At 63.6% G+C, this 20,661-nt stretch carries 17 protein-coding genes and 1 pseudogene; 12 read left to right on the top strand and 6 right to left on the bottom strand.

Going from position 1 to position 20,661, the window contains the following annotated elements; all coding sequences use genetic code 11:
- A pseudogene (locus QZY01_RS10170) lies at positions 1-284 on the top strand (hypothetical protein); the annotation flags it as partial.
- 81 nt (positions 285-365) lie between these two features.
- Here QZY01_RS10170 and QZY01_RS10165 read toward each other — a convergent pair.
- Complete coding sequence (locus tag QZY01_RS10165; RefSeq protein WP_294536583.1) at positions 366-2,120, bottom strand: radical SAM protein; 1,755 nt, start codon at positions 2,118-2,120, stop codon at positions 366-368.
- 481 nt (positions 2,121-2,601) lie between these two features.
- On the opposite strand from QZY01_RS10165, the gene QZY01_RS10160 reads away from it, so the two are divergent.
- From QZY01_RS10160 to QZY01_RS10140, 5 genes are all read left to right on the top strand, one after another.
- Positions 2,602-3,309 (top strand): protein-L-isoaspartate O-methyltransferase, encoded by a 708-nt coding sequence (locus tag QZY01_RS10160; RefSeq protein ID WP_294536581.1) that lies wholly within the window; start codon positions 2,602-2,604, stop codon positions 3,307-3,309.
- Between the two features lie 317 nt (positions 3,310-3,626).
- Positions 3,627-4,931, top strand: a complete 1,305-nt coding sequence (locus tag QZY01_RS10155; RefSeq protein ID WP_294536577.1) for a TolC family outer membrane protein — start codon at positions 3,627-3,629, stop codon at positions 4,929-4,931.
- Positions 4,932-5,067: 136 nt separating this feature from the next.
- Positions 5,068-6,060, top strand: coding sequence for a DUF2497 domain-containing protein (locus QZY01_RS10150; RefSeq protein ID WP_294536575.1), 993 nt, complete (start codon positions 5,068-5,070; stop codon positions 6,058-6,060).
- A gap of 115 nt (positions 6,061-6,175) precedes the next feature.
- Positions 6,176-8,950, top strand: coding sequence for a valine--tRNA ligase (locus QZY01_RS10145; protein WP_294536573.1), 2,775 nt, complete (start codon positions 6,176-6,178; stop codon positions 8,948-8,950).
- A gap of 442 nt (positions 8,951-9,392) precedes the next feature.
- Positions 9,393-10,727, top strand: a complete 1,335-nt coding sequence (locus QZY01_RS10140; protein WP_294536571.1) for a phospholipase D family protein — start codon at positions 9,393-9,395, stop codon at positions 10,725-10,727.
- Positions 10,728-10,967: 240 nt separating this feature from the next.
- Here QZY01_RS10140 and QZY01_RS10135 read toward each other — a convergent pair whose 3' ends face one another.
- Complete coding sequence (locus QZY01_RS10135; protein ID WP_294536569.1) at positions 10,968-12,320, bottom strand: Nramp family divalent metal transporter; 1,353 nt, start codon at positions 12,318-12,320, stop codon at positions 10,968-10,970.
- Between the two features lie 322 nt (positions 12,321-12,642).
- Between QZY01_RS10135 and QZY01_RS10130 the strand changes: the two genes are divergently transcribed.
- Entirely contained in the window at positions 12,643-13,494 is an 852-nt protein-coding gene (locus QZY01_RS10130; protein ID WP_294536567.1) for a tetratricopeptide repeat protein, read from the top strand.
- Positions 13,495-13,597: 103 nt separating this feature from the next.
- On the opposite strand, the gene QZY01_RS10125 is transcribed toward QZY01_RS10130, so the two are convergent.
- The gene (locus QZY01_RS10125; RefSeq protein ID WP_294536565.1) at positions 13,598-14,461 is read right to left on the bottom strand and encodes a MipA/OmpV family protein; all 864 of its coding nucleotides are present in this window, start codon (positions 14,459-14,461) and stop codon (positions 13,598-13,600) included.
- A 179-nt stretch (positions 14,462-14,640) separates the two neighbouring features.
- Here QZY01_RS10125 and yidD point away from each other — a divergent pair, with 179 nt between their 5' ends.
- Entirely contained in the window at positions 14,641-14,937 is a 297-nt protein-coding gene (gene yidD, locus QZY01_RS10120; protein ID WP_342394894.1) for a membrane protein insertion efficiency factor YidD, read from the top strand.
- 10 nt (positions 14,938-14,947) lie between these two features.
- Here the strand turns inward: yidD and QZY01_RS10115 are convergent, their stop codons facing one another.
- Positions 14,948-15,808 carry a hypothetical protein gene (locus QZY01_RS10115; RefSeq protein WP_294536562.1) on the bottom strand — a complete coding sequence of 287 codons (861 nt, stop codon included), beginning with the start codon at positions 15,806-15,808 and terminating at the stop codon, positions 14,948-14,950.
- A gap of 200 nt (positions 15,809-16,008) precedes the next feature.
- On the opposite strand from QZY01_RS10115, the gene thrS reads away from it, so the two are divergent.
- Complete coding sequence (thrS, locus tag QZY01_RS10110) at positions 16,009-17,943, top strand: threonine--tRNA ligase (protein ID WP_294536559.1); 1,935 nt, start codon at positions 16,009-16,011, stop codon at positions 17,941-17,943.
- 190 nt (positions 17,944-18,133) lie between these two features.
- Positions 18,134-18,280, top strand: coding sequence for an XRE family transcriptional regulator (locus tag QZY01_RS10105; RefSeq protein WP_294536557.1), 147 nt, complete (start codon positions 18,134-18,136; stop codon positions 18,278-18,280).
- Between the two features lie 2 nt (positions 18,281-18,282).
- Here the strand turns inward: QZY01_RS10105 and QZY01_RS10100 are convergent, their stop codons facing one another.
- Together QZY01_RS10100 and QZY01_RS10095 are read right to left on the bottom strand one after the other, a co-directional pair.
- Positions 18,283-18,570 (bottom strand): type II toxin-antitoxin system RelE/ParE family toxin, encoded by a 288-nt coding sequence (locus QZY01_RS10100; RefSeq protein WP_294536555.1) that lies wholly within the window; start codon positions 18,568-18,570, stop codon positions 18,283-18,285.
- Positions 18,571-18,837: a type II toxin-antitoxin system ParD family antitoxin gene (locus QZY01_RS10095; RefSeq protein WP_294536554.1), complete on the bottom strand. Its 267-nt coding sequence runs from the start codon at positions 18,835-18,837 to the stop codon at positions 18,571-18,573.
- An 81-nt stretch (positions 18,838-18,918) separates the two neighbouring features.
- Between QZY01_RS10095 and QZY01_RS10090 the strand changes: the two genes are divergently transcribed.
- The gene (locus tag QZY01_RS10090) at positions 18,919-19,479 is read left to right on the top strand and encodes a nucleoside 2-deoxyribosyltransferase (protein ID WP_294536553.1); all 561 of its coding nucleotides are present in this window, start codon (positions 18,919-18,921) and stop codon (positions 19,477-19,479) included.
- 118 nt (positions 19,480-19,597) lie between these two features.
- Complete coding sequence (locus QZY01_RS10085) at positions 19,598-20,644, top strand: aldo/keto reductase (RefSeq protein ID WP_294536551.1); 1,047 nt, start codon at positions 19,598-19,600, stop codon at positions 20,642-20,644.
- The last annotated feature ends 17 nt before the right edge of the window (positions 20,645-20,661 follow it).

Raw genomic sequence — 20,661 nt, 5'->3', positions numbered from 1 at the left:
CTCCCGCCGTTCCGGCGGCCGCCGCGCCGGCCAAGCCCGCGGCGCCGAGCGTCGCGGCGCCGGCCAAGCCCGCCATTCCGGCGGCGCCCGCCGCCGCTGGCTCCGCCGTGCTGCCGGGCGCCATCAACCCGTCCTATTCCAACCTCAAGCCGGGCGATGCGCGCCGCAAGACCTGCAGCGAGCAATATGAGGCCAACAAGGCGACCGGCGGCAACGCCGGGCTCAAATGGACGCAGAGGGGTGGGGGCTACTACAGCCTCTGCAACGCCAAGCTGAAGGGCTGATCGCTTTCGCGGCTGCAAAAAGGCAAAAACCCCGGACCATGGTCCGGGGTTTTTCTTTGACGCTGACCTGACGCGCGCCGTTCAGGCCACCTTTTCATGCTGCTTGGCCAGCATTTTCTTGGCGTGGTCGCCTGCCGCGCGCGAGGCGGCGGAATTGTTGAACATTTCGAGATTGTCGAGATCGCTGTCGACCACCGGGGTCAGCGCCTCGTCCATATAGGTTCGGGCAATGGGCGATTTCTTGAGTTGGCGGCGCAACCGCGCCAGCCGCCAGGCCATCGCCGCCAGCCGCACATGTTTGACGACGAGTTCGACGGCGATCCTCGGATAGAAGGTCAGCGGATTTTCGAGCTTCATGCCCGGGCGCCGGTCGCGCCGCACCTTGCGCCGCAGATAGCCGCCTTCGAGCGGATGGATATGCTCCAGATGGATGCCGGCCCAGAACCACAGCAGCAGGAACATCGCCTTGCCGGGCGAGTTTCCGGTCGCCGCCGCGCGCTTCATCACCGTTTCCATATGTTCGGGCGTGTAATAGGCCGCCCAGGCCTTGCGATAGGCGCCTTCCCATTCTTCCTTCGACATTTTCGGATGGGCGGTGACCGCATGTTCGAGGTCGTATTTGTTCATGTCCGGGTCCATCCAGACGCCGGCCTTGTGCAGGCGCTGGTGGTCCTCCGAACCCGGCAGCGGCGTCAGGAAGAAGAATTCCAGCATGTCGAGCGGTAGTTCGCGCTTGATGATTTCGATGTCGCGCAGAATCGATTCCTGCGTATCGGCCGGAAAGCCGGTGATATAGCCGGCGGTGGTGTAGCAGCCGGCCATTTTCCAGGCGAGCAGCATTTCGCGGTATTCGGAGATTCGGTTCTGCTTCTTCTTGGCGGCGATCAGGTTTTCCGGGTTGATGTTCTCCAGCCCGATGAACACGCGCCGCACGCCGGCCTTCGACGCCTTGTCGATGAAGCGGGGAATGCGATGGCTCAAGGTGTCGACCTGAACGACGAAGGACATGCGAACGCCGCTTTCGCGCATCGCGATGAGCCGGTCGAAGATCGGCTCCCAGTTCTTGTTGCGGGCGATATTGTCGTCGGTGATGAAGAAACTGCTGATGCCCTGCGCGAGATTGGCGCGCACGATCGCCTCGACATCGTCGGCGGAGCGGTAGCGCGACTTGCGGCCCTGGACATTGATGATGGTGCAGAACGAACACTGGAACGGACAGCCGCGCCCGGCGTCGAAACTGGTGACGGCGCCGCTGGTGCGCTTGATCACATCCGACGGCAGCAAGGGCGCCGGCGTGTTTTCGATCCCCGGCAGGTCCTTCATGAAATTATAGAGTTTTTGCAGCTTTCCCGCATAGGCGTCGCGCAGCACGGTCTCGAGCCGGCCCTCGGCCTCGCCGGCGAACAGGCTGATTCCGAGTTCTTGCGCCTCGATGAGGTCGGCGGGCAATTCGGGCAGCATGGCGATGCAACCGGAGACATGGAAGCCGCCCATCGCCACGTCGGCGCCGCAGGCGCGAAAGCGCCGCGCCAGATCGAGCGCATGGGGAAACTGATTTGATTGCACGCCGACGAGGCAGACCAGCCCGCGCCCGGCCGCCTCGATCGCCGCCGCGATTTTTTCGGGGCGAATCCGGGTGTTGGTCTCGTCGAGGCCGATGATTTCGATCTGGACGTGCGGCCCAAGCACCTTGCGCGCGGCGCAATCGGCGGCGAGACCGTGCAGGGCGGCGAGCGTATTGGAAGGAATGGCCGAACGCAGCCATTGGATGACATAACCTTCGTCGTCGTAATGCGACGGCTTGATCAGATAGAGCTTGAATGTTTCGGTCGCCATGAAGGCCCTTTTTGAAGCGCCGTGACGGCGCGTTGAACGCAATCAAACGCGCCGGCTTGCACGTTTCATTCCGCAAGACTGGCCGTTCGTCTGGAATAGGGGACGATCATGGCCCTTTTTCGTTGTCCGGCGGTTCGGCGCGGGCAATCTTCAGGGCCGCCCCGGTCGGCGCGCGGGTAGAAACGATAGCCGGAAAGGACAGCCAATGCCAGCGGCCCGGTCCGAATTTCGGCAAGGGTTCGGCAAGGGTCCGGCAAGTGGCCCGGCGCCCGCCAGCCGGCGTGAGGATCAACCGGTTTCACTTCGTTGAAAAGTCGGGCGCTTCGTTTTCCCGGCCGAGGCGGCGCGGCGATCTTCCGGCAATCCGGCGCTGCGAGGGGATGTGGACACAGGTCGGGCCGCCGCTTATAAAGCGCGACAGTCTCTCGAATGATCCTCTCCGCGTCGGGCCGCCGGCCCGATGTATCCTAATGGGCGAGCCATGCAAAATCCGGAACCGGCCATATTTTCCGCAGCCCCTCTCGCCGCCTCCGCCTCTTTGCGTGAGACCATGGTCGAGCGGCAGATTCGCACTTTCGACGTCACCGACGCCGGCGTGCTGGCGCGGATGGGGGCCGTTGCGCGCGAGCTTTTCGTCGATCCGAACCTGGCCTCGCTGGCCTATTCCGACGCCTCCCTTACCGTCACCGGCGCGCGCCCGCGCGAACTGACGGCCCCGCTGATCCTCGCCCGCCTGCTCAAGGAGGCGCGGTTGCGCGAGGGTGAGCGCGCGCTCGTCGTCGCCGGCGGCTCGGGCTACGCGGCGGCGCTGATCGCCGGCCTCGTCGGCTCGGTGGTCAGCCTCGACGACGACGAAGTTCTCTCCGTCAGGGCGCGCGACGCCTTCGCCGCGCTCGCGCTCGGCAATGCGACGGCGCTGGTCGGGCCGCTGGCGCAAGGGGCGCCGAAAGACGCGCCTTTCGATCTGATTCTGGTCGATGGCGTCAGCCAGGGCGCGTTCGGGCCGCTGTTCGAGCAGTTGAGCGCCGAGGGCCGTCTGGTCGCCATCGTCGCCGAACAGGCCGGTTCGCGGGTCGGCAAGGCCACCCTGTTCCAGCGCGCCGACGGCCATGTCAGCGCCCGTGTGCTGTTCGACGCCTCGGCGGGCGCGCTTGCCGCCTTCGCCCGGCCGCGGGAATTCATCTTTTGACGGAGGAACCACGGCGTTCTGTGTCTTTTTTGGCGCAGGACCCGAATAAAATGCTGGTTTTACGTAACGGAAAGCAGCAAACGGGCGCCAAAGCGGCGCGCAAGGTTGACGCTAGCTTCGCGATCCATGATTTTGACGGAGTCGTTTGCCTTGGGGGTTGCTTCTTGACCGGGCCAGCGTCGGCGGCTCCTCTGGAAAATTCCAGATCGGGAAGATTCGGGAGTTCGATTTTGCGGTTTGTCTCTCTCTTCGGTCGGGCGCTCGGCGTTTCCGCATTTGCTGCGGCATGCGTTTGCGGCGCGGCGTCGGCGGAGACCATGTCGGGAGCGCTGGCGCGCGCCTACAGCACCAATCCCGACATCAACCAGCAGCGCGCGGCTGTTCGCGCCCGCGACGAAGGCGTGCCTGCGGCCAAGGCGGGCTGGCTGCCGAAAGCCAGCGGAACCCTCAGCGCCGGCCGTCAATACAGCGAAGCGTCGAATGTGCTGGGCCAGGGCGGAACCGAGAGATACGGGGGCTTTCCGCGCGGCTCCAGCGCCCAGATCACCCAGACGCTGTTCGACGGCATGAAGACCGTCAATAACGTGAGCCAGGCCGAATCGGCGGTGTTGCAGGCGCGCGAGGTCATGCGCCAGACCGAGGTGACGACGTTGCAGGCGGGCGCCACGGCCTATATGGACGTTTTGCGCGACACGGCGGTTGTCGGCCTCAGGCTCAATAATATCAAGGTTCTGGAAGTCCAGTTGCAGCAGACGCGCGATCGCTTCCAGGTCGGCGAAGTGACGCGCACGGACGTGGCCCAGTCCGAATCGTCGCTGGCTACCGGAAAGGCCGATTACGCGGTGGCGCAATCGGCGCTTGAAACCGCGGTGGCGAACTACCGCCGGCAGATCGGCGTGCCGCCCAGACAATTGCAGCCGGCGCAGCCGATCGAAAAGCTTTTGGCCCATTCGCTCGACGGCGCCATCCAGATCGGCATCGAGGAAAATCCGGCGATTCTCGGCGCGCTGCATCAGGTCGACGCGGCCCAGTCGGCGGTCAAGGTGGCGGAAGCCGCGCTTTTGCCCACCGCCAGCGTCCAGGGCCAGGTGCTGCAACAAAACGACGTCCAGGGCTTCCCCAATTACAACCAGTGGAACGCCAGCATCGTCGGCTCGATCAATGTGCCGTTCTATCAGGGCGGCGCGGAATATGCCGGCGTGCGCCAGGCCAAGGAGGTGCTCGGCCAGGCGCGGCTGGCCGTCGATTCGCAGCGCATCGCCGTTCGCGCCGCCATCGCCACGGCCTGGGGAAGGCTACAGTCGGCGCGCGCCTCGATTATCGCCTTCCAGGCGGCGGTCAAGGCGGCGGAAGTGGCGCTCAACGGCGTGCGCGAGGAAGCCAAGGTCGGGCAGCGCACCACGCTCGACGTGCTCAACGCCCAGCAGGTCCTGCTCAACGCCCGCGTCCAGCTGGTGACGGCGCAGCGCGACCGGGTCGTCTACTCCTATGACGTGTTCGCCGCGGAGGGCCGGCTGACGGCGGAGGGCCTCGGCCTCGGCGTCATCGCCTATGATCCCAATATCCACTTCGAACAGACGAAGAATCGCTTCATCGGTCTGGACACGCCGGACGGGCGCTGACGGAGGCGCCGCCGAAAAACGGCGGGTTGTGAAGAAAAAAGCCCGATTCGACGGTTTGGCGGCGCGCTCTCGACTTGCGCGGCGGCTTCAGGAAGCGCATTTTGCGTCCTTCCCTCGCCGGCGAGCGTCTGTGGCCATGACTGCAACCAACGAAGCTTCCTACACGACCGAGTTGAGCGCCGAACAGAAAGCGCATGAAACCTCCATGGACGATATTCTCGCCTCGATCCGCCGGATCATCGCCGATGACGACGCCTTGCCGCTGAGCCGCAGCGCCCGCGCCGCCGCCAGCCGCGCCCCGCACGCCGACGCCTTTGTTTCGCTGGGCCAGCGCCTGACGCGGCGGTCGCCGCCGGTCGAGCCGGAAGGCGTTTTCGCGCCGCCGGAAGCCTCTTTCGCGCTGCCGCCGGCGGGCCCGGCTCCAAAACCGCCCTTGCTCAAATTGCGCCGTCTGGCTCCCAGGCCCGAACCGGGCGCCGAGGACGACGAAGCGCTAATCGCTGACCAGGAAGTTTTGGCCCGGGAAACCTCAAGCCAGGAAATCGCTGACGACAAAGTCCCGGCCGAATTGCCGGAAATTCCGGCGCCCTCCTTGCCGGTCGCGCCGCCGCTGGAATTGCGGCCGTCGCTGGCGGCGGTCGAAAAGCCGGTCGAGCCGCCTTCGGCGTCGGTGGTGACCCTCGTGCAGCCTTCGGCGCAGGGCGCGGATTCCCGGTTCAGGATCGCCTCGCTGGCGTTTCGCGCGCCCGCCTTGACGCCGGCCTTGACGCCGGCCCCCGAAAAGACGGCGGAAAAGCCGGGCGGTGAGCTTGCCGATTCCCCAGCCGTCGGCGCCGCGCCCGACCCCCGCGCCGCGCGGCCGGAGACCCCGCCGGCCGTCCAGCCGCCGCCGGCGGTCGAGGAAGCAACCGAACCGGCGCTGTTGTCGCCGGCCAGCGGCTCCCGGATCGGCGCCTCGTTCGAGGCGCTGGCCGAGTCCCTGCTGCTGCGCGATCCCCGGATGGTCGAGCGCCTGACCCGCGAATTGCTGCGCCCGATGCTCAAGGAATGGCTCGACGACCATCTGCCCGACGTGGTCGAACGGTTGGTCCGCGCCGAAATCGAGCGGGTGGCGCGCGGCGGCGGCTGAACGCCTCCGAAATCGGCAAATTCGTTGACTCGCCGGCCGGCCTCGGTCTTGTTGCGCGCAATCCGCCGCTCGCGCCGGCCGAATGGCTGGCGTGCAAAAAACTGGTTCCCGACCCATGATGGACAAGACTTTCGATCCCGCCGCCGTGGAAGGCCGCATCGCGGCCGAATGGGAGGCGACGGGCGCCTTTCGCGCCGGCCGGCCCGAGCGGTCCAGCGCCACGCCCTACACCATCGTCATCCCGCCGCCCAACGTCACCGGCTCGCTGCATATGGGCCATGCGCTCAACAACACCTTGCAGGACATCCTGTGCCGCTATGAGCGGATGCGCGGCAAGGACGTGCTGTGGCAGCCGGGAACCGATCACGCCGGCATAGCGACCCAGATGGTGGTCGAGCGCCAGCTCGCCGCTGCGGGGGAACCGGGCCGCCGCGACCTTGGCCGCGAGGCTTTTCTCGAAAAGGTCTGGGCCTGGAAGGCCGAATCCGGCGGCGCCATCGTCAACCAGCTCAAGCGGCTCGGCGCCTCCTGCGACTGGTCGCGCGAACGCTTCACCATGGACGACGGCTCGTCGCGCGCCGTGTTGAAGGCTTTCGTCGATTTGTATCGCGCCGGCCTGCTCTACAAGGACAAGCGTCTCGTCAACTGGGACCCGAAACTGCTGACGGCGGTTTCCGATATCGAGGTCGCGGCGCAGACGGTCAAGGGCACGCTCTGGCATTTCAAATATCCGCTCGCCGATGAAAACGGCGCCGCCACCGACGAATTTATCGTGGTGGCGACGACGCGGCCGGAAACCATGCTCGGCGATACGGCGGTGGCGGTGCATCCCGATGACGGGCGCTACGCCCAACTTCATGGCCGCCGCGTGGTCCTGCCGCTGGTCGGCCGGCTGATTCCGATTGTCGCCGACTTCTATTCCGATCCCGAAAAAGGCTCCGGCGCGGTCAAGATCACCCCGGCGCATGATTTCAACGATTTCGAGGTCGGCGCGCGGCACAAATTGCCGCTGATCAATATTCTCGACGCCGAGGCGCGGGTGATCTTGAGCGAAAACGAGGCCTTTCTCGAAGGGGTGATCGACAACGACGATCTTTCGGAAACGATTCAGAGCCTGCACGGCCTGTCGCGCGAGGAAGCGCGCAAGGCGGTGATCGCAGCGCTGGAGGCGCGGGGCCTCGTCGCCCTGGTCGAGCCGCACGAGCATCAGGTCCCGCACGGCGACCGTTCCGGCGTGGTGATCGAACCCTGGCTGACCGAGCAATGGTATGTCGATGCGAAGACCCTGGCCGGGCCGGCGCTGGCCGCCGTGCGGTCGGGGGAGACGGCATTCACGCCGAAAAACTGGGAAAAGACCTATTTCGACTGGCTCGAAAACATCCAGCCCTGGTGCATTTCCCGGCAATTATGGTGGGGCCATCAGGTTCCGGCCTGGTATTCGCCCTGGGGCGGGGTCTATGTCGCGCAGGACGAGGACGAGGCCCTCGCCGACGCCCTCGCCGACGCGGTTTTGCACGAAATCTACACCGACGCCGAGGCGCAGGCCATCGCCGGCGACCCGGAGCGGGCGGCGGGCCTGTTGACCCGCGACGAGGATGTGCTCGACACCTGGTTCTCCTCGGGCCTGTGGCCGATGTCGACGCTCGGCTGGCCGGATGCGCCCAATGACCTCGCCTTGCGCTATCCCACCGACGCGCTGGTCACCGGCTTCGACATCATCTTTTTCTGGGTCGCCCGGATGATGATGCTCGGCCTGTATTTCCAGCACAAGGTTCCGTTCCGCCATGTCTATCTGCACGCCCTCGTCCGCGACGAAAAGGGCGCGAAAATGTCGAAGTCCAAGGGCAATGTCATCGATCCGCTGGCGCTGATCGACGCCTATGGCGCCGACGCCCTGCGCTTCACGCTTGCCGCCATGGCGGCGCAGGGACGCGACATCAAGATGGCGACGAGCCGCGTCGAGGGCTATCGCAATTTTGCGACCAAGTTCTGGAACGCCGCGCGTTTCGCCGAAATGAACCAATGCGTCGGGCGGCACGGTTTCGATCCGACCCACGTCAGGGACGTGCTCAACCGCTGGATTCTCGGCGAGACGGCGCGGGCGGTCGGCGAGATCGAGACGGCGCTCGCGGGATACAGGTTCAACGAGGCGGCGCAGGCGGCCTATCGCTTCGTCTGGAATATTTTCTGCGACTGGCATCTGGAGCTGGCCAAGCCGCTGCTGCAAGGACCGGATGGCCCCGCCAAGCAGGAAACGCGCGAGACCATCGCCTTCGTGCTCGATCAGGCCTGCAAGCTGCTGCATCCGTTCATGCCCTTCCTCACCGAGGAGATCTGGGCGATCAAGGGACAGGAGACGCCGCGCGACAGCATGCTGGCGCTCGCCCCCTGGCCCGACCTCAAGGGGCTTGAAAATGCCGACGCCGAGGCGGAAATCGGCTGGGTGGTCGATGTCGTCTCGCAGGTGCGCTCGGCGCGCGCGGAAATGAACGTTCCCGCCGGGGCGGTGATTCCCCTGGCCCTGGTCGGCGCGAGCGAGGCCGAGGCAGGCCGCGCCGAGCGTTGGAACGACGTCTTGAAACGGCTGGCGCGCCTCTCCTGGATCTATCGGGTCGAGAAGGCGCCGCACCAATCGGTGCAGATTCTGGTTCGCGGCGCCACACTGGCTTTGCCGCTCGAAGGGGTGATCGATTTCGCCGTCGAACGGGCGCGGCTGGAAAAGGGCATGGCGCAGGAGCGCAAGGAAATCGGCAAGATCGACGCCAAGCTCGGCAACGCCGATTTCCTGCGCCGCGCGCCGGAGGAAGTGGTCGAGGAAAATCAGGAGCGCCGCGACCAGGCCGTGGCCCGGCTGGAGAAAATGACCGCGGCGCTGAAAATGCTGGGGTAAGGGTGTCCCTTCTCCCCTTGCGGGAGAAGGTGGCGCGAAGCGCCGGATGAGGGGGTGGCGCCGCTTGATGGGCGCCGGAGGTTAGCCCCGGATTTTCTGGCTGGCGGTCGAAACCTAACACTTGGGTTCCGCCAGCGAATGACGCAAAACGGCGGATTGCGGTCTTTCCCCGAAGTCGCCCGGAAGGGAAGCGCTAGGCGGAAAGCGGGCATAGGCACCATCGGTAGGAATCAGGAGTTGGGCCAGCTTAAGGTTTGCCGCCCAGCCTGGGATACCGTTGCGCAGTGCGCCGAGGCCGATAACAATTCAATCTTGACCTTGCGGTTCCATGTTGTTGCTATGCTATCCTTCAGATTCGCGATTGATTTTAGATTCACGAAAGCGGTTCCGGCTCCGTATGGAGATTGCGAGATAACGATTGTGCTCTTACAGGGAGGCCATGATGGACTTACTGGTATCTATAAGCAAGACTGAAAGTGGGAGTGAGAATCCTGCATATGACGCTCTTTCCAACGCGATAGCGAACAGCACAGAAGCAACCATTATTTCAGCATTTTACGAAGAGGAATTTCTCGTCAAACTCATGAAAGTTGTACCAACGAGCGAGCGTCAGGGATACAAGCTTAAGATGCTCTTCAATGGGTCGTATGGGCGGCGGCTCGGTGATCAGGTGCAGGCTCTCAGAAGTACAAGAACTCGCCTCAGAAGGGCGGGGTTCAGCGACGTTGACGTGCGCTTACTTCGTGTTGGTGGCGGCCTGTTCCATACCAAGCTTTATCTAGTGCAGAATCGCACTCGGGTTCAGTGGTTCGTCGGCTCAGCTAATGCGACCGACAACGGTTTCTTTGTTAATGAGGAGATCCTGCTCCGGTTTATTACTAGACACGACGATCTCCGCCGCTATGTGCTGGACAAACTGAACCAGAGCAGGCCCCTCGACTCCGACGAATTTGCCCCCAGCCCCGAAGACTTCACTACGCTTCTGCGCAACGGATCCCTCTATTTTAAGTCGTCAGCCCAAGTGAATTTCTCCTTCCAGACCAAATTGCCCGAGCCGGTCACCGATAAAATCATGAAACTTGGCCTCCGCTTCCGATACACCGACCCAGCCCTGCCATTCAGCCCGTTCAACATCCGGCGCGCCTTGGCCGAAAACAACGAATTGGACGTCAAACCTGAGCGCAGAATAGTCCCAATTCGGGCTCACTCCGTGGAAACTTGCCTAGGCTATTGGGTTCCAGCCGACCTAACCGATATCGTGGACGAAAAGATTGAGAAGCGGTCTGGGGATTACGAACGCCAGCTTGAAATATTGGCCGACGAGCTTGCCGAAACTGGGCGCAGGACGCATACTATCAGCCAATTCTTCGAGTTTCTGACCGACATTGAGGAGACAACCGGCGAAACCCTCCAGCGCGAGCCTTTGGAGGAAAGTTTCACCAAATATTATGACCGCTTGGCCAACCGGCTCGCCAAGCCCACTATGCGACGGAAATACGCTCGTCCTTTGTCTGATACCCCAGTACCCGAGATGTGGGATGACCCCGTAGTAAGTACAGACTTCAAAGAGTCATTTCTCTTTGATGTATGCACACGGCTTAGCGGGGGGCCCGCCCGAGGCGTGACCAAGACCATCATCGAGACTATCGGCCTGCCCGCTGGAGAAATCCCTGACCCTGAAGACCTGGAAGACCGCATCGCGGAAGTTGTCCGCAGGAGCGGGGTAAAGGCGTTCCGATGGACGGGAGCAGCTGCGGACGAGGACGAGGAGGAATAAACGGCCGGCCGCTCGGGGTCGAAACGAGCCGTTCCTTGGCGACGCTGGGAAAGGCCGCAATGAGCCGAATCCCGCCATAGCAAGAGGGCGCCAAGCGTTTTAATTTGACCGCCAAGTTTAAGCTGTTTCCCCTCTCGCCGCCATAGCCCGTCGAAGACGGGCGTCTTCCGACGCCCTATGGCGTCGAGCCGCCTTCTCCCGCAAGGGGAGAAGGGAAGGCGAACGATCGGCGCCCGCCGGTCACCCCGCGAAAGTGTCGTAGATCAGCTTGATGTTCAGCAGCGTGATCCCGATGCCGATCGCGCCGGCCAGCAACGTCGTGGCGCGCGATGCGATCAGCGGGCCCATGATCTTGCGCGAGCCGGTGAACCATACCAGCGGCAGGATGGCGAAGGGCAGGGCGAAACTCAGAGCCACCTGCGAAAACACCAGCAGCCGCCCGGCCGCCGCCTCGCCGGCGATCAGCGTCGTGGCGACCGCCGGCGTGATCGTCAGCGCGCGGGTGATCAGGCGCCGGCCGGCGGGCGACAGCCGCATCCGCAGGAAGCCGTCCATGATCAACTGCCCGGCCAGAGTCGCCGTCAGCGAGGAATTCAGCCCGCAGGCGATCAGCGCCACGGCGAACAGCTTGGCCGCCAGCGGCGCGCCGAGCACCGGCGCGATCAGCCGGTAGGCGTCCGAAATCTCGACCACTTCCGGATGGCCGTGAGCGTAAAAAGTCGCCGCCGCCAGAATCAGGATCGAGCCATTGATGGTCATGGCGAAAATCAGAGCGAAGGCGGAATCGGCCAGCGCGAAACGGATGGCTTCGCGCCGCGCCGGCAAATCGGGCGCGACGGCGCGCGTCTGCACCACGCTCGAATGTAAAAACAGGTTATGCGGCATGACCGTGGCGCCGAGAATCCCGAGCGCCAGATAGAGCATTTTCGGGTCGGTCGCGAGTTCGGCGGAGGGGACCAGACCGCGCGCCGCCGCCGCCCAGTCGGGCCGCGCCAAAGCCAGCTGGATGGCGAAACACACCGCGATCACCACCAGCAAAGCGATGACGAAGGCTTCGAGCTTGCGGAAGCCAAAGCGTTCGAACAGCAGGATCAATCCGACGTCGAGCGCCGTGACGATGGCGCCGAGCCAGAGCGGCAGGCCGAACAGCAATTGAATGCCGATCGCCGTGCCGATCACTTCGGCGAAATCGGTCGCCAGAATCGCGATTTCCTGGGTCAGCCAGAGGAAGACCACGGCGCGGCGCGGCAGCCAGGCGCGGCAGGCCTGCGCCAGATCGAGATTGGCGCCGAAGGCGAGCCGCGCCGACAGCGCCTGCAGCACAATCGCCATCAGACTCGACAAAAACGCGACGCAAAGCAGCCTCATGCCGAACTGCGAACCGGCGGCGAGCGCCGTCGCCCAGTTGCCGGGGTCCATGTAGCCGGTGGCGACGAGATAGCCGGGGCCGACAAAGATCATGAAACGCTTGAAGAAGCCGCTGCCGGCGGGGGTGCGCACCGACCCGCGCGCGGCGGAAAATCCGTCGGGGCCGATGGGCGTATGAGGCAGGGGTTTCAGCATCAATGACCAATGGATGAGCAAAGAGGACAAGACTACTCCCGGTTCCGCCGGCGGGAAACCCGCGTCGCCGCCGCGGCGCCGAAGAAAAGCCGCCTGTTGGAAAAAACTTCTCCAATCGGAAGTTTCTCAGCCTTTTTTGCCCAGAACTTCGCCGCTGCGTGGCCGGCGTGCGGCGCATTTGTGGCATGGGCGCCACATCCGCAAATCAACTTCACAATGCCTGAAGTTTGAAAAGACGGCGCCGCTTTTCAGCCATAAACCGGACGCTTCATCCGGTGTGCAAAGACGCGGTCGGGAGCCTCGTCGGCGGGTGTGAAAAGTCTGGCGGCGCCAGCGCGGAAAAGGGTTTGGCATGGCCGTGTGGCGGCGTATCTTTCTGGGCTTGTATGTGGGCGCCGGGATTGTCGGCGCGGGTCTCGTCGGCTTGACCGCCTCGGCGCCGGCTTTCGCCTTCGACGGTTCGGACAAGTCGTTGCCGGAGGGCCGGGCCCTCGACATGTTCAAGGACCCGCGTCAGGCATTGCAGGCGGCGCTGGAAGGCATCAATACCGGCAATTCGGTCTCTTCCGTCGAAGCGCTCAAATATGCCGCGGCCGGCGGGGAATCGCTGGCGCAATGGAAGCTCGGCAAAATGTACGCCGACGGCGACGGCGTGCCGCACGACGACTTCAAGGCCTATCAATATTTCCAGGCGATCGTCGACAGCTACGACGAGGACAACGCCAACTGGCGCGAGAAGTCGGTGGTGGCCAGCGCCTATGTCGCGGTCGGCGTGTTCGAACTCAACGGCATTCCTGGTTCGCGCCTGCGCCCCGATCCCGAAGCCGCGTTGCGGATGTTCCTCTACGCCGCGACCAATTTTTCCGATTCCAACGCCCAGTATAATCTGGCGCGGCTCTATATGGACGGCGCGGCCGGCCTCGCCAAGGACAACCGGCAGGCGGCGCGCTGGCTCAATCTGGCCGCCGAAAAGGGCCATGTCGAATCCCAGGCCCTGCTCGGCCACCTGCTGTTCGTCGGCGAAGGCATGCAGCCGCGCCGCGCGCGCGGCCTGATGTGGCTGACGCTGGCGCGCGAGGGCGCGACCGGCAAGGGGCAGCAATGGGTGGATGCGCTCTATCAGCAGGACCTGAAAGCCGCCGACGACAATGATCGGCAGGCGGCGCTGGTCTATCTCGAAGAGCATATGAAGAAGCGCAACTGAACTTCGAGCCGGCGCGGGAAATCTGTCAAACCGGCGAACGATCCGGGCATTGCCTTCTACGATCCGACTTTCAGCGGATCGCAAAAGCCGCCGGCGCCTCGGTTCAGAAATTGAACAGGCCGGCGGTGCGGAAGCGATAGGCGAGTTCGAGGCCGGCGGTGAACTGGTTGGTCGAGCCGGTATGATTGACGATCGGGCTGTTGGCGACGCTGCCGACCAGGTCCTGATAGCCGCCATAGCCGGTGACCCGCCAGTTTTCCGAATAATCGTAACGCGCCGCCACGGTAAATCCCGCCGAAGTCAGGCCGCCGACCGCATTATAGGGCGTCAGCGAACCGCCATGGGCGAGGTTGACCGCCGATTGCTGCGGCGTCACCGAAAAATAGGCCCGCGCGAAATTATTGCTGCCGAAATTGAGACGCGGGCCGACCGACAGGGTGACGTTGCCCCAGCGCCGCCAGACGTCGGCGCTCAGGGTGGCGACCAGGCCGTCATAGCCGGTGACGGCCTGCCGCACTTCGAGGCGGCCGCGCAGCCAGGAAAAGGGCGTGACCTCGGCAAAGGCGCCGAGTTCGAGGGCGGGGGCGAGATAGGGGAGGCCGGTCAGTTCGGGATGGTGATAGAGCGGGCGGTCGTTGAGATAGCGCGCCACCGGCCCGACATGCAGCCAGTCGGTTTCATAGAAGGTGAGGCTGAAGCCGTCGTCGGGGGTGCCGAATCGTTCCGGCTGGTCGGCGCGGCGGATGGATACGCCGCCCGAGCCATAGGCCGAATAGGACTTGGAGCCGGGATATTGCGGGCCGACGCCCGGCATGCCGGACACGGTGACGATCCAGTCTGGAATCGGCAGCGGCGGCAGCGCGGCGGGCGAAGGCAGGTCGGCGGCCCGCAAGGCGTCTGCTCCGCCAAAGACGAACGCGCCGCAAGTGGCGAGCGAAAGGATGACGTGGCGCGACAAAGATTTCAAAATCCAACCCTCGAATCTGTTCTACTTTTCTAGCAGTAGGAAAGAGCGGCGAACAGCGCCGAAAGGCCTTCGTGGCGGGATTGCGGCAGGCGTCGTTTTCTTGCAACAGTCGGGCGGCGAAGGCGTGCAGGATTAACGATTTGCCAACATCGGGTTCAATGGTTTCAAAAGCGCCGGTCATGGCGGCGCGCGGCCTGATCCGGCTTTATCGGCTCAGCCTTTCCGGGCTGGTCGGCCGCAATTGCCGCTATCTGCCGACCTGCTCGGCCTATATGGACGAGGCGATGGCGCGGCACGGGCTTTGGGCCGGCGGCTGGCTCGGCCTGTCGCGGCTGTGCCGCTGCCATCCTTTAGGCGACGACGGTTTCGATCCGGTCCCGCCGGTCCTCGTCGGCGGCGCCCCGCTCCATCCATGGCGCTACGGCCATTGGCGCCGCAAGCCGCGCTGCGAGGCGGTGGACAAGCAGCAGGACTGAGCCATCCGAATCACTCATGAGCCATGACTTCCACCGCCAGCGCATAGAGCCGCAACCTTTGCAGATCGGGCAGGCTTTGCAGCGCGTCGAGATAGATGAGGCCGTTGCGGCAGGCCTGCGCGTCGGTCAAGGGCGGGTTGGGAGTCTTGCCGTCGAGCAGAAGGTCGATGGCGGCCTTGTCCAGCCCCTTCGACAGCAAAAGCCGCTCAAGATCGTCGAAATCCTGCGAATTCGGCGCCTCGCGGTCGATTTTCTTGTGCGCGCCATCGTCCATGGCTTCGAGGCCGGCCAAAGCCTCGGCCGCCATCAGGGCGCGATGGGCGGCGGTGAAGGCGACGAAACGATCCGCCGGGGCGCCGTTGAGAAAATCGACGCAGAGCGCCGCGTCGCTTGCCCCCAATTCGCGCAAGACATTGCGGTTGGCGTCGAACAGCTGGTCCAGCGCCTGTCCGCCGGCCTTGCCGGCCAGCAACCCGCGCGTCTGCCGCAATTGCCGCATCGCCTCGCTCAGGAAAAGGTCGGCGGCGTTGTCCTGCGCCTGACCGCCGCCGGCCAGCACGGCGCGGATCGCGGCATTGTAATCGCTGGGGTACAGCGCGCGCAGACGGTTGAAAAAAGCCTGATGTTCGCCCGCCTGCGCCAGTCTTTGCTCCTGCGCGTCTTTCGCCTGCGGGTCGACCGGTGTGGAATCAATGGGCTGCGGCTCATTGTCGGGGGCCGGCGCGACCGGCTGGGTCGTCACCTGCTTGACCGGCAGCGGCGGCTCCGCGGCGTCGGGCGTCCGCCCGCCCGTCGCGAGGAACCAGCTGCCGAAGGCGGCGGCGGCGGTGGCGGACAGGGCCAGGAAGGCAATGCGAAGCTGCTTTTTCAAAACGCCTGCTTTTCACCGACGAGAAATCGAGAGCGGCGCAGTTTTGCTCTGTGGCCCGCCATGCGTCAATTGTCCCGAGCCTGCATTGCGGCTTTGAGCGCCAAATTCATTGCGCGGCGCGGGCAAATCGTAATAGGAATCGCTTCGCAAAAAAAGCTTACGCCGGCCCGTCTCGGCGAGTGAGCAAAAGGAGCGATAAAATGGTTGCGATCACTTTCCCCGATGGCGCGCAGCGCGAATTTTTAGCCGGGACCACCGGCCTCGACATCGCCCGGGGCATTTCGCCCTCGCTCGCCAAACGCGCCGTGGCGATGGCGCTCGACGGCCAGCTCACCGACATCGTCGCCCCGATCCATGCCGACGCGAGGCTCGAATTCGTCCAGCGCGACGACCCGCGCGCGCTGGAATTGATCCGCCATGACGCCGCCCATGTGCTGGCCGAAGCCGTGCAGGAACTGTTTCCCGGAACGCAGGTCACCATCGGCCCGGTGATCGACAACGGCTTTTACTACGATTTTTTCCGCTCCGAGCCGTTCACGCCGGAAGATTTCGCGGCGATCGAAAAAAAGATGCGCGAGATCGTCGCCGCCGACAAGCCGATCGTCCGCGAGGAATGGACCCGCGATCGGGCCCGGTCCTGGTTCGAGACCCATGGCGAAGCCTTCAAGGTCGAACTGGTGGACGGCATCGCCGCCGATCAGGCGCTTTCGGTCTACAGGCAGGGCGACTGGCTCGATCTGTGCCGCGGTCCGCACATGCCCTCGACGGGCAAGATCGGAACCGCCTTCAAGCTGATGAAGGTCGCGGGCGCCTATTGGCGCGGCGATTCCAGCAAACCCATGCTCCAGCGCATCTACGCCACCGCCTTCGCCAAACAGGAAGACCTCGACGCTTATCTCAAGCAGATCGAGGAGGCGGAGCGCCGCGACCATCGCCGGCTCGGGCGCGAAATGGACCTGTTCCATTTTCAGGAGGAGGGGCCGGGCACGATCTTCTGGCATCCGAAAGGCTGGACCCTGTTCCAGGCGCTGATTTCCTTCATGCGCCGCCGCCAGCAGGACGCCGGCTATATCGAGGTCAATACGCCGCAGGTGCTCGACCGCGCCCTTTGGGAGACGTCGGGCCATTGGCAGACCTATCGCGAGAACATGTTCATCACCAAGACCGAGGACGACCGCGTCTTCGCGTTGAAGCCGATGAACTGTCCGGGCCATGTCCAGATTTTCAAGAACGGCCTGAAAAGCTATCGCGACCTGCCGCTCAAAATCGCCGAATTCGGCATCGTCCACCGCTATGAGCCCTCGGGCGCCATTCACGGCATGATGCGGGTGCGCGCCTTCACCCAGGACGACGCGCACATCTTCTGCACCGAAGACCAGATCATGGACGAGGCGTTGAAGATCAACGACATGGTGATGTCGATCTACAAGGACTTCGGTTTCCACGACATTGTGGTGAAACTCTCTACCCGTCCCGAAAAGCGGGTCGGCGGCGACGAGGGCTGGGACAAGGCCGAAGCCGCCCTGCAAAAAGTGCTCGATGTCGTGGCGGGGCAGGGCATCAAAACCGGCATCAATCCGGGCGAGGGCGCGTTTTACGGCCCGAAACTCGAATATACCCTTCGGGACGCCATCGGCCGCGAATGGCAATGCGGCACCACGCAGGTCGATTTCAACCTGCCGGGCCGTTTCGGCGCCTTCTACATCGACAATAATTCGGAAAAGCAGACGCCGGTGATGATCCACCGCGCCATTTTCGGCTCGCTGGAGCGCTTTACCGGCATATTGATCGAACATTTCGCCGGTCATCTGCCCTTGTGGCTGTCGCCGGTGCAGGCGACCATCTGCACCATCACCTCCGACGCCGACGATTACGCTTTGGAGATTCTGGCGCTGGCGAAGAAAAAGGGCCTGCGCGTGGAAGCCGACCTGCGCAACGAGAAGATCAATCTGAAAGTGCGCGAATTATCGCTGTCGAAAATTCCGGTGCTGATCGTGGTCGGACGCAAAGAAGCGGCGGAGCGCACGGTGTCGATCCGGCGGCTCGGCTCGCAGGCGCAGACCTTTGCGACGCTGGACGAAGCGCTGGCAAGTCTGGCGCAGGAGGCGGCGCCGCCGGATTTGCGGGAAGGGTGAGGACGTCTGTCCCCTCTCCCCGCGCGCGGGAGGGGGTCAGGGTGACGGGCCGGGCGACTGGCCGCGATTTTGACCGCATGGCTTCGCCGCGCTTACTGACGACATTGCAGACAATGCACCCCCGCCCCTTGTATCTAGACAATCGCATGAATGTCGGGTGGAAGCGATGTAGTGCTGGGGCCTGCGTCCGATGACGCTTGTCTATAAGGGCGTCGAACTGACTTTCGACATGCCGGGATGGTATGGCGACCAATCGGATGAAAGCATCCAAAATGGCGAGGACATGAGAATTTCCGACCGCGCCTTGAACGAACTCAAGCGTCGGTCCCGCGCCTGAAATCAAACCAGCCCTTCCAGCCTTCGCGCGCCATGAATCACGCGGACGATTTCCGCGCCGTCTTCGAGGGCGCGAAACAGCATGAGATAATTGCCAATCGGAAAAATGCGCACGCCTGCCGCGATCTCGTCATGCGCGACGCCAATTTGCGGATTGTCGCGCAACAGACGGGCGACTTCCTCGAAACGTTCGACCAGCCGCAAAGCCGCGCGCAAATTGTCCAGCGCGATCAGGTCGGCGATGTCTTCGATGTCCGCCGCCGCGCGCGGCGTAATCACAAGACGGTTCATTTATCGCGCCTGCCGCTGCAATTTCCCGCGCAACCCCTCGAAGAACGCCTCGCCCGCAATCGGCGCGCCGCTCGACAGACCCTCCTGCCAGAGCTTTCGCAATTCCTCGATCTCCGACTCCCGGCCGGCGCGCTGCGTTTTCCAGAGGCGCAAGGCGTCGCGCACCACTTCGCTGGTCGAAGTATAATCGCCGGCGCCCACCGCCTCCTTGATCATGCCGATCATTTCCGGCGTCAGCGCAATGCTGAGCTTTTGCACATTGGACATTCTTTCTCTCCTTGCCCCCATGGTAGCAAGATTGCTAAAAATTGGGAGAAAAATCGCCTGTCGGCCGGAAGCGCAACGCCCATGCCCAAGCCCCGCCTCTATCTCGCCGGCCCGGAAGTCTTTCTGCCCGACGCCGCCGCCATCGGCCTTCGCAAGAAAACCCTGTGCGAAAATTTCGGCTTTGTCGGGCTGTTTCCGCTCGACAATGATTTCGCTGCGGAGACCGAAAACATCGACGAGAAAATCTTTGCGGCCAATCTCGCTTTGATGCGCGAGGCCGAGGCCGGGATTTTCAACCTGACGCCGTTTCGCGGCGTCCATGCCGATCCAGGCACGGTTTTCGAACTCGGCTTTTTCAAAGCCCAAAACAAGCCGTTATTCGCCTATACCAACAGTCCTGAACATTATTTCGACCGCGTCGCGGAAAAATTCGGCTTGCTTCGCCCGTCCGATGGCGATTATTGCGACTCTGAGGGACTGATGGTCGAAAACTTCGGCAATGCCGACAACCTGATGCTCGACGTGGCGTTAAAGAGTCAGGGCCGCGAGATCGTCCGGCCCGCCGCCTCGCAACAAAGCCTTGACGATCTGGCCGGATTCACCGTCTGTCTGCGGCAGGCGCGTCAACATTTCGGCTTCTAAAGCGTTTTCAAGCGAAGTGGCCCCGGTTCGCGTGAAGAAAACGCATAAAAACAAGAAACTGGAGCCTTTTCCGTTCCATCGGATCGGAAAAGGCTCCAGCCCTCGCAAAGGAATTTAAGTGGAATTTCGTAAACTCGGCCGCACCGATCTCTCCGTTTCGGAAATCTGCCTCGGCACCATGACCTTCGGCCAGCAGACCAGCGAGGCCGAAGCCTTTGCGCAGATGGATTACGCCGTCGCGCAAGGGATCAATTTTTTCGACACCGCGGAGCTCTATTCCATTCCCCCACGCTCCGAAACCTATGGCGCGACCGAGAAAATCATTGGCGCCTGGCTCAAGAGCCGGGGAGGGCGCGACGGCCTGGTCGTCGCCAGCAAGGTAGCCGGGCGCAGCACGATGAACTGGCTGCGCGAGGGCGGAGCGACGGCGAGGCTCGACCGAAAAAATATTTTTTACGCCGTCGAAGGCTCGCTTAGAAGGCTCGGGATCGATTGCATCGACCTTTATCAATTGCACTGGCCGGACCGGCCGATGGACCTGTTCGATGGCCTCACCAATACTTATCGCGACCTCGGCGGCCCCGACGGCCCGACCTTCGAGGAAACGCTCGGCGCGCTCGACGAACTCGTGCGTCAGGGCAAGATCCGCCATTATGGCCTGTCCAACGAAACCGCCTGGGGCGTCGCGCAGTTCTTGCGCGCGGTTGACGCGGGAGCGGGGCCGCGCCCGGTCTCGATCCAGAACGCCTATAATCTGGTCAATCGCCAGTTCGAAATCGGCCTCGCCGAATTCGCGCTGCGCGAGCAGGTCGGGCTATTGGCCTATTCGCCGCTCGGGCAGGGCTATCTGACCGGGAAATATCTGCGCGGCGCCCGCCCGCCCGGCGCCCGCAGCACGCTGTTCCCGCGCGGCCAGCGCTATGAGAAGCCCGGCGTCGATGAGGCCATCGAGGAGTATGTGAACCTCGCGCAGGAATTCGAGATGCATCCGGTGCATCTTGCGCTGGCTTTCGTCACCTCGCGGCCTTTCGTCACCTCCAACATCATCGGCGCGACGACGCTCGAACAGCTCAAGATCATCATGTCCGCGCCGACGACACTCTCGCCCGAACTGGCGACGCGCATCGACGCCATCCATCAGCTTCGCGGCAATCCGGCCCCTTGAAGCGTCGCCGTCCGCGT

Source organism: uncultured Rhodoblastus sp. (genome assembly GCF_903903185.1).
In the GTDB taxonomy this organism is placed as follows: domain Bacteria; phylum Pseudomonadota; class Alphaproteobacteria; order Rhizobiales; family Beijerinckiaceae; genus Rhodoblastus.
The sequence above is the reverse complement of the archived record's forward strand: the minus strand, read 5'-3'. Positions and strand labels throughout refer to the sequence as shown.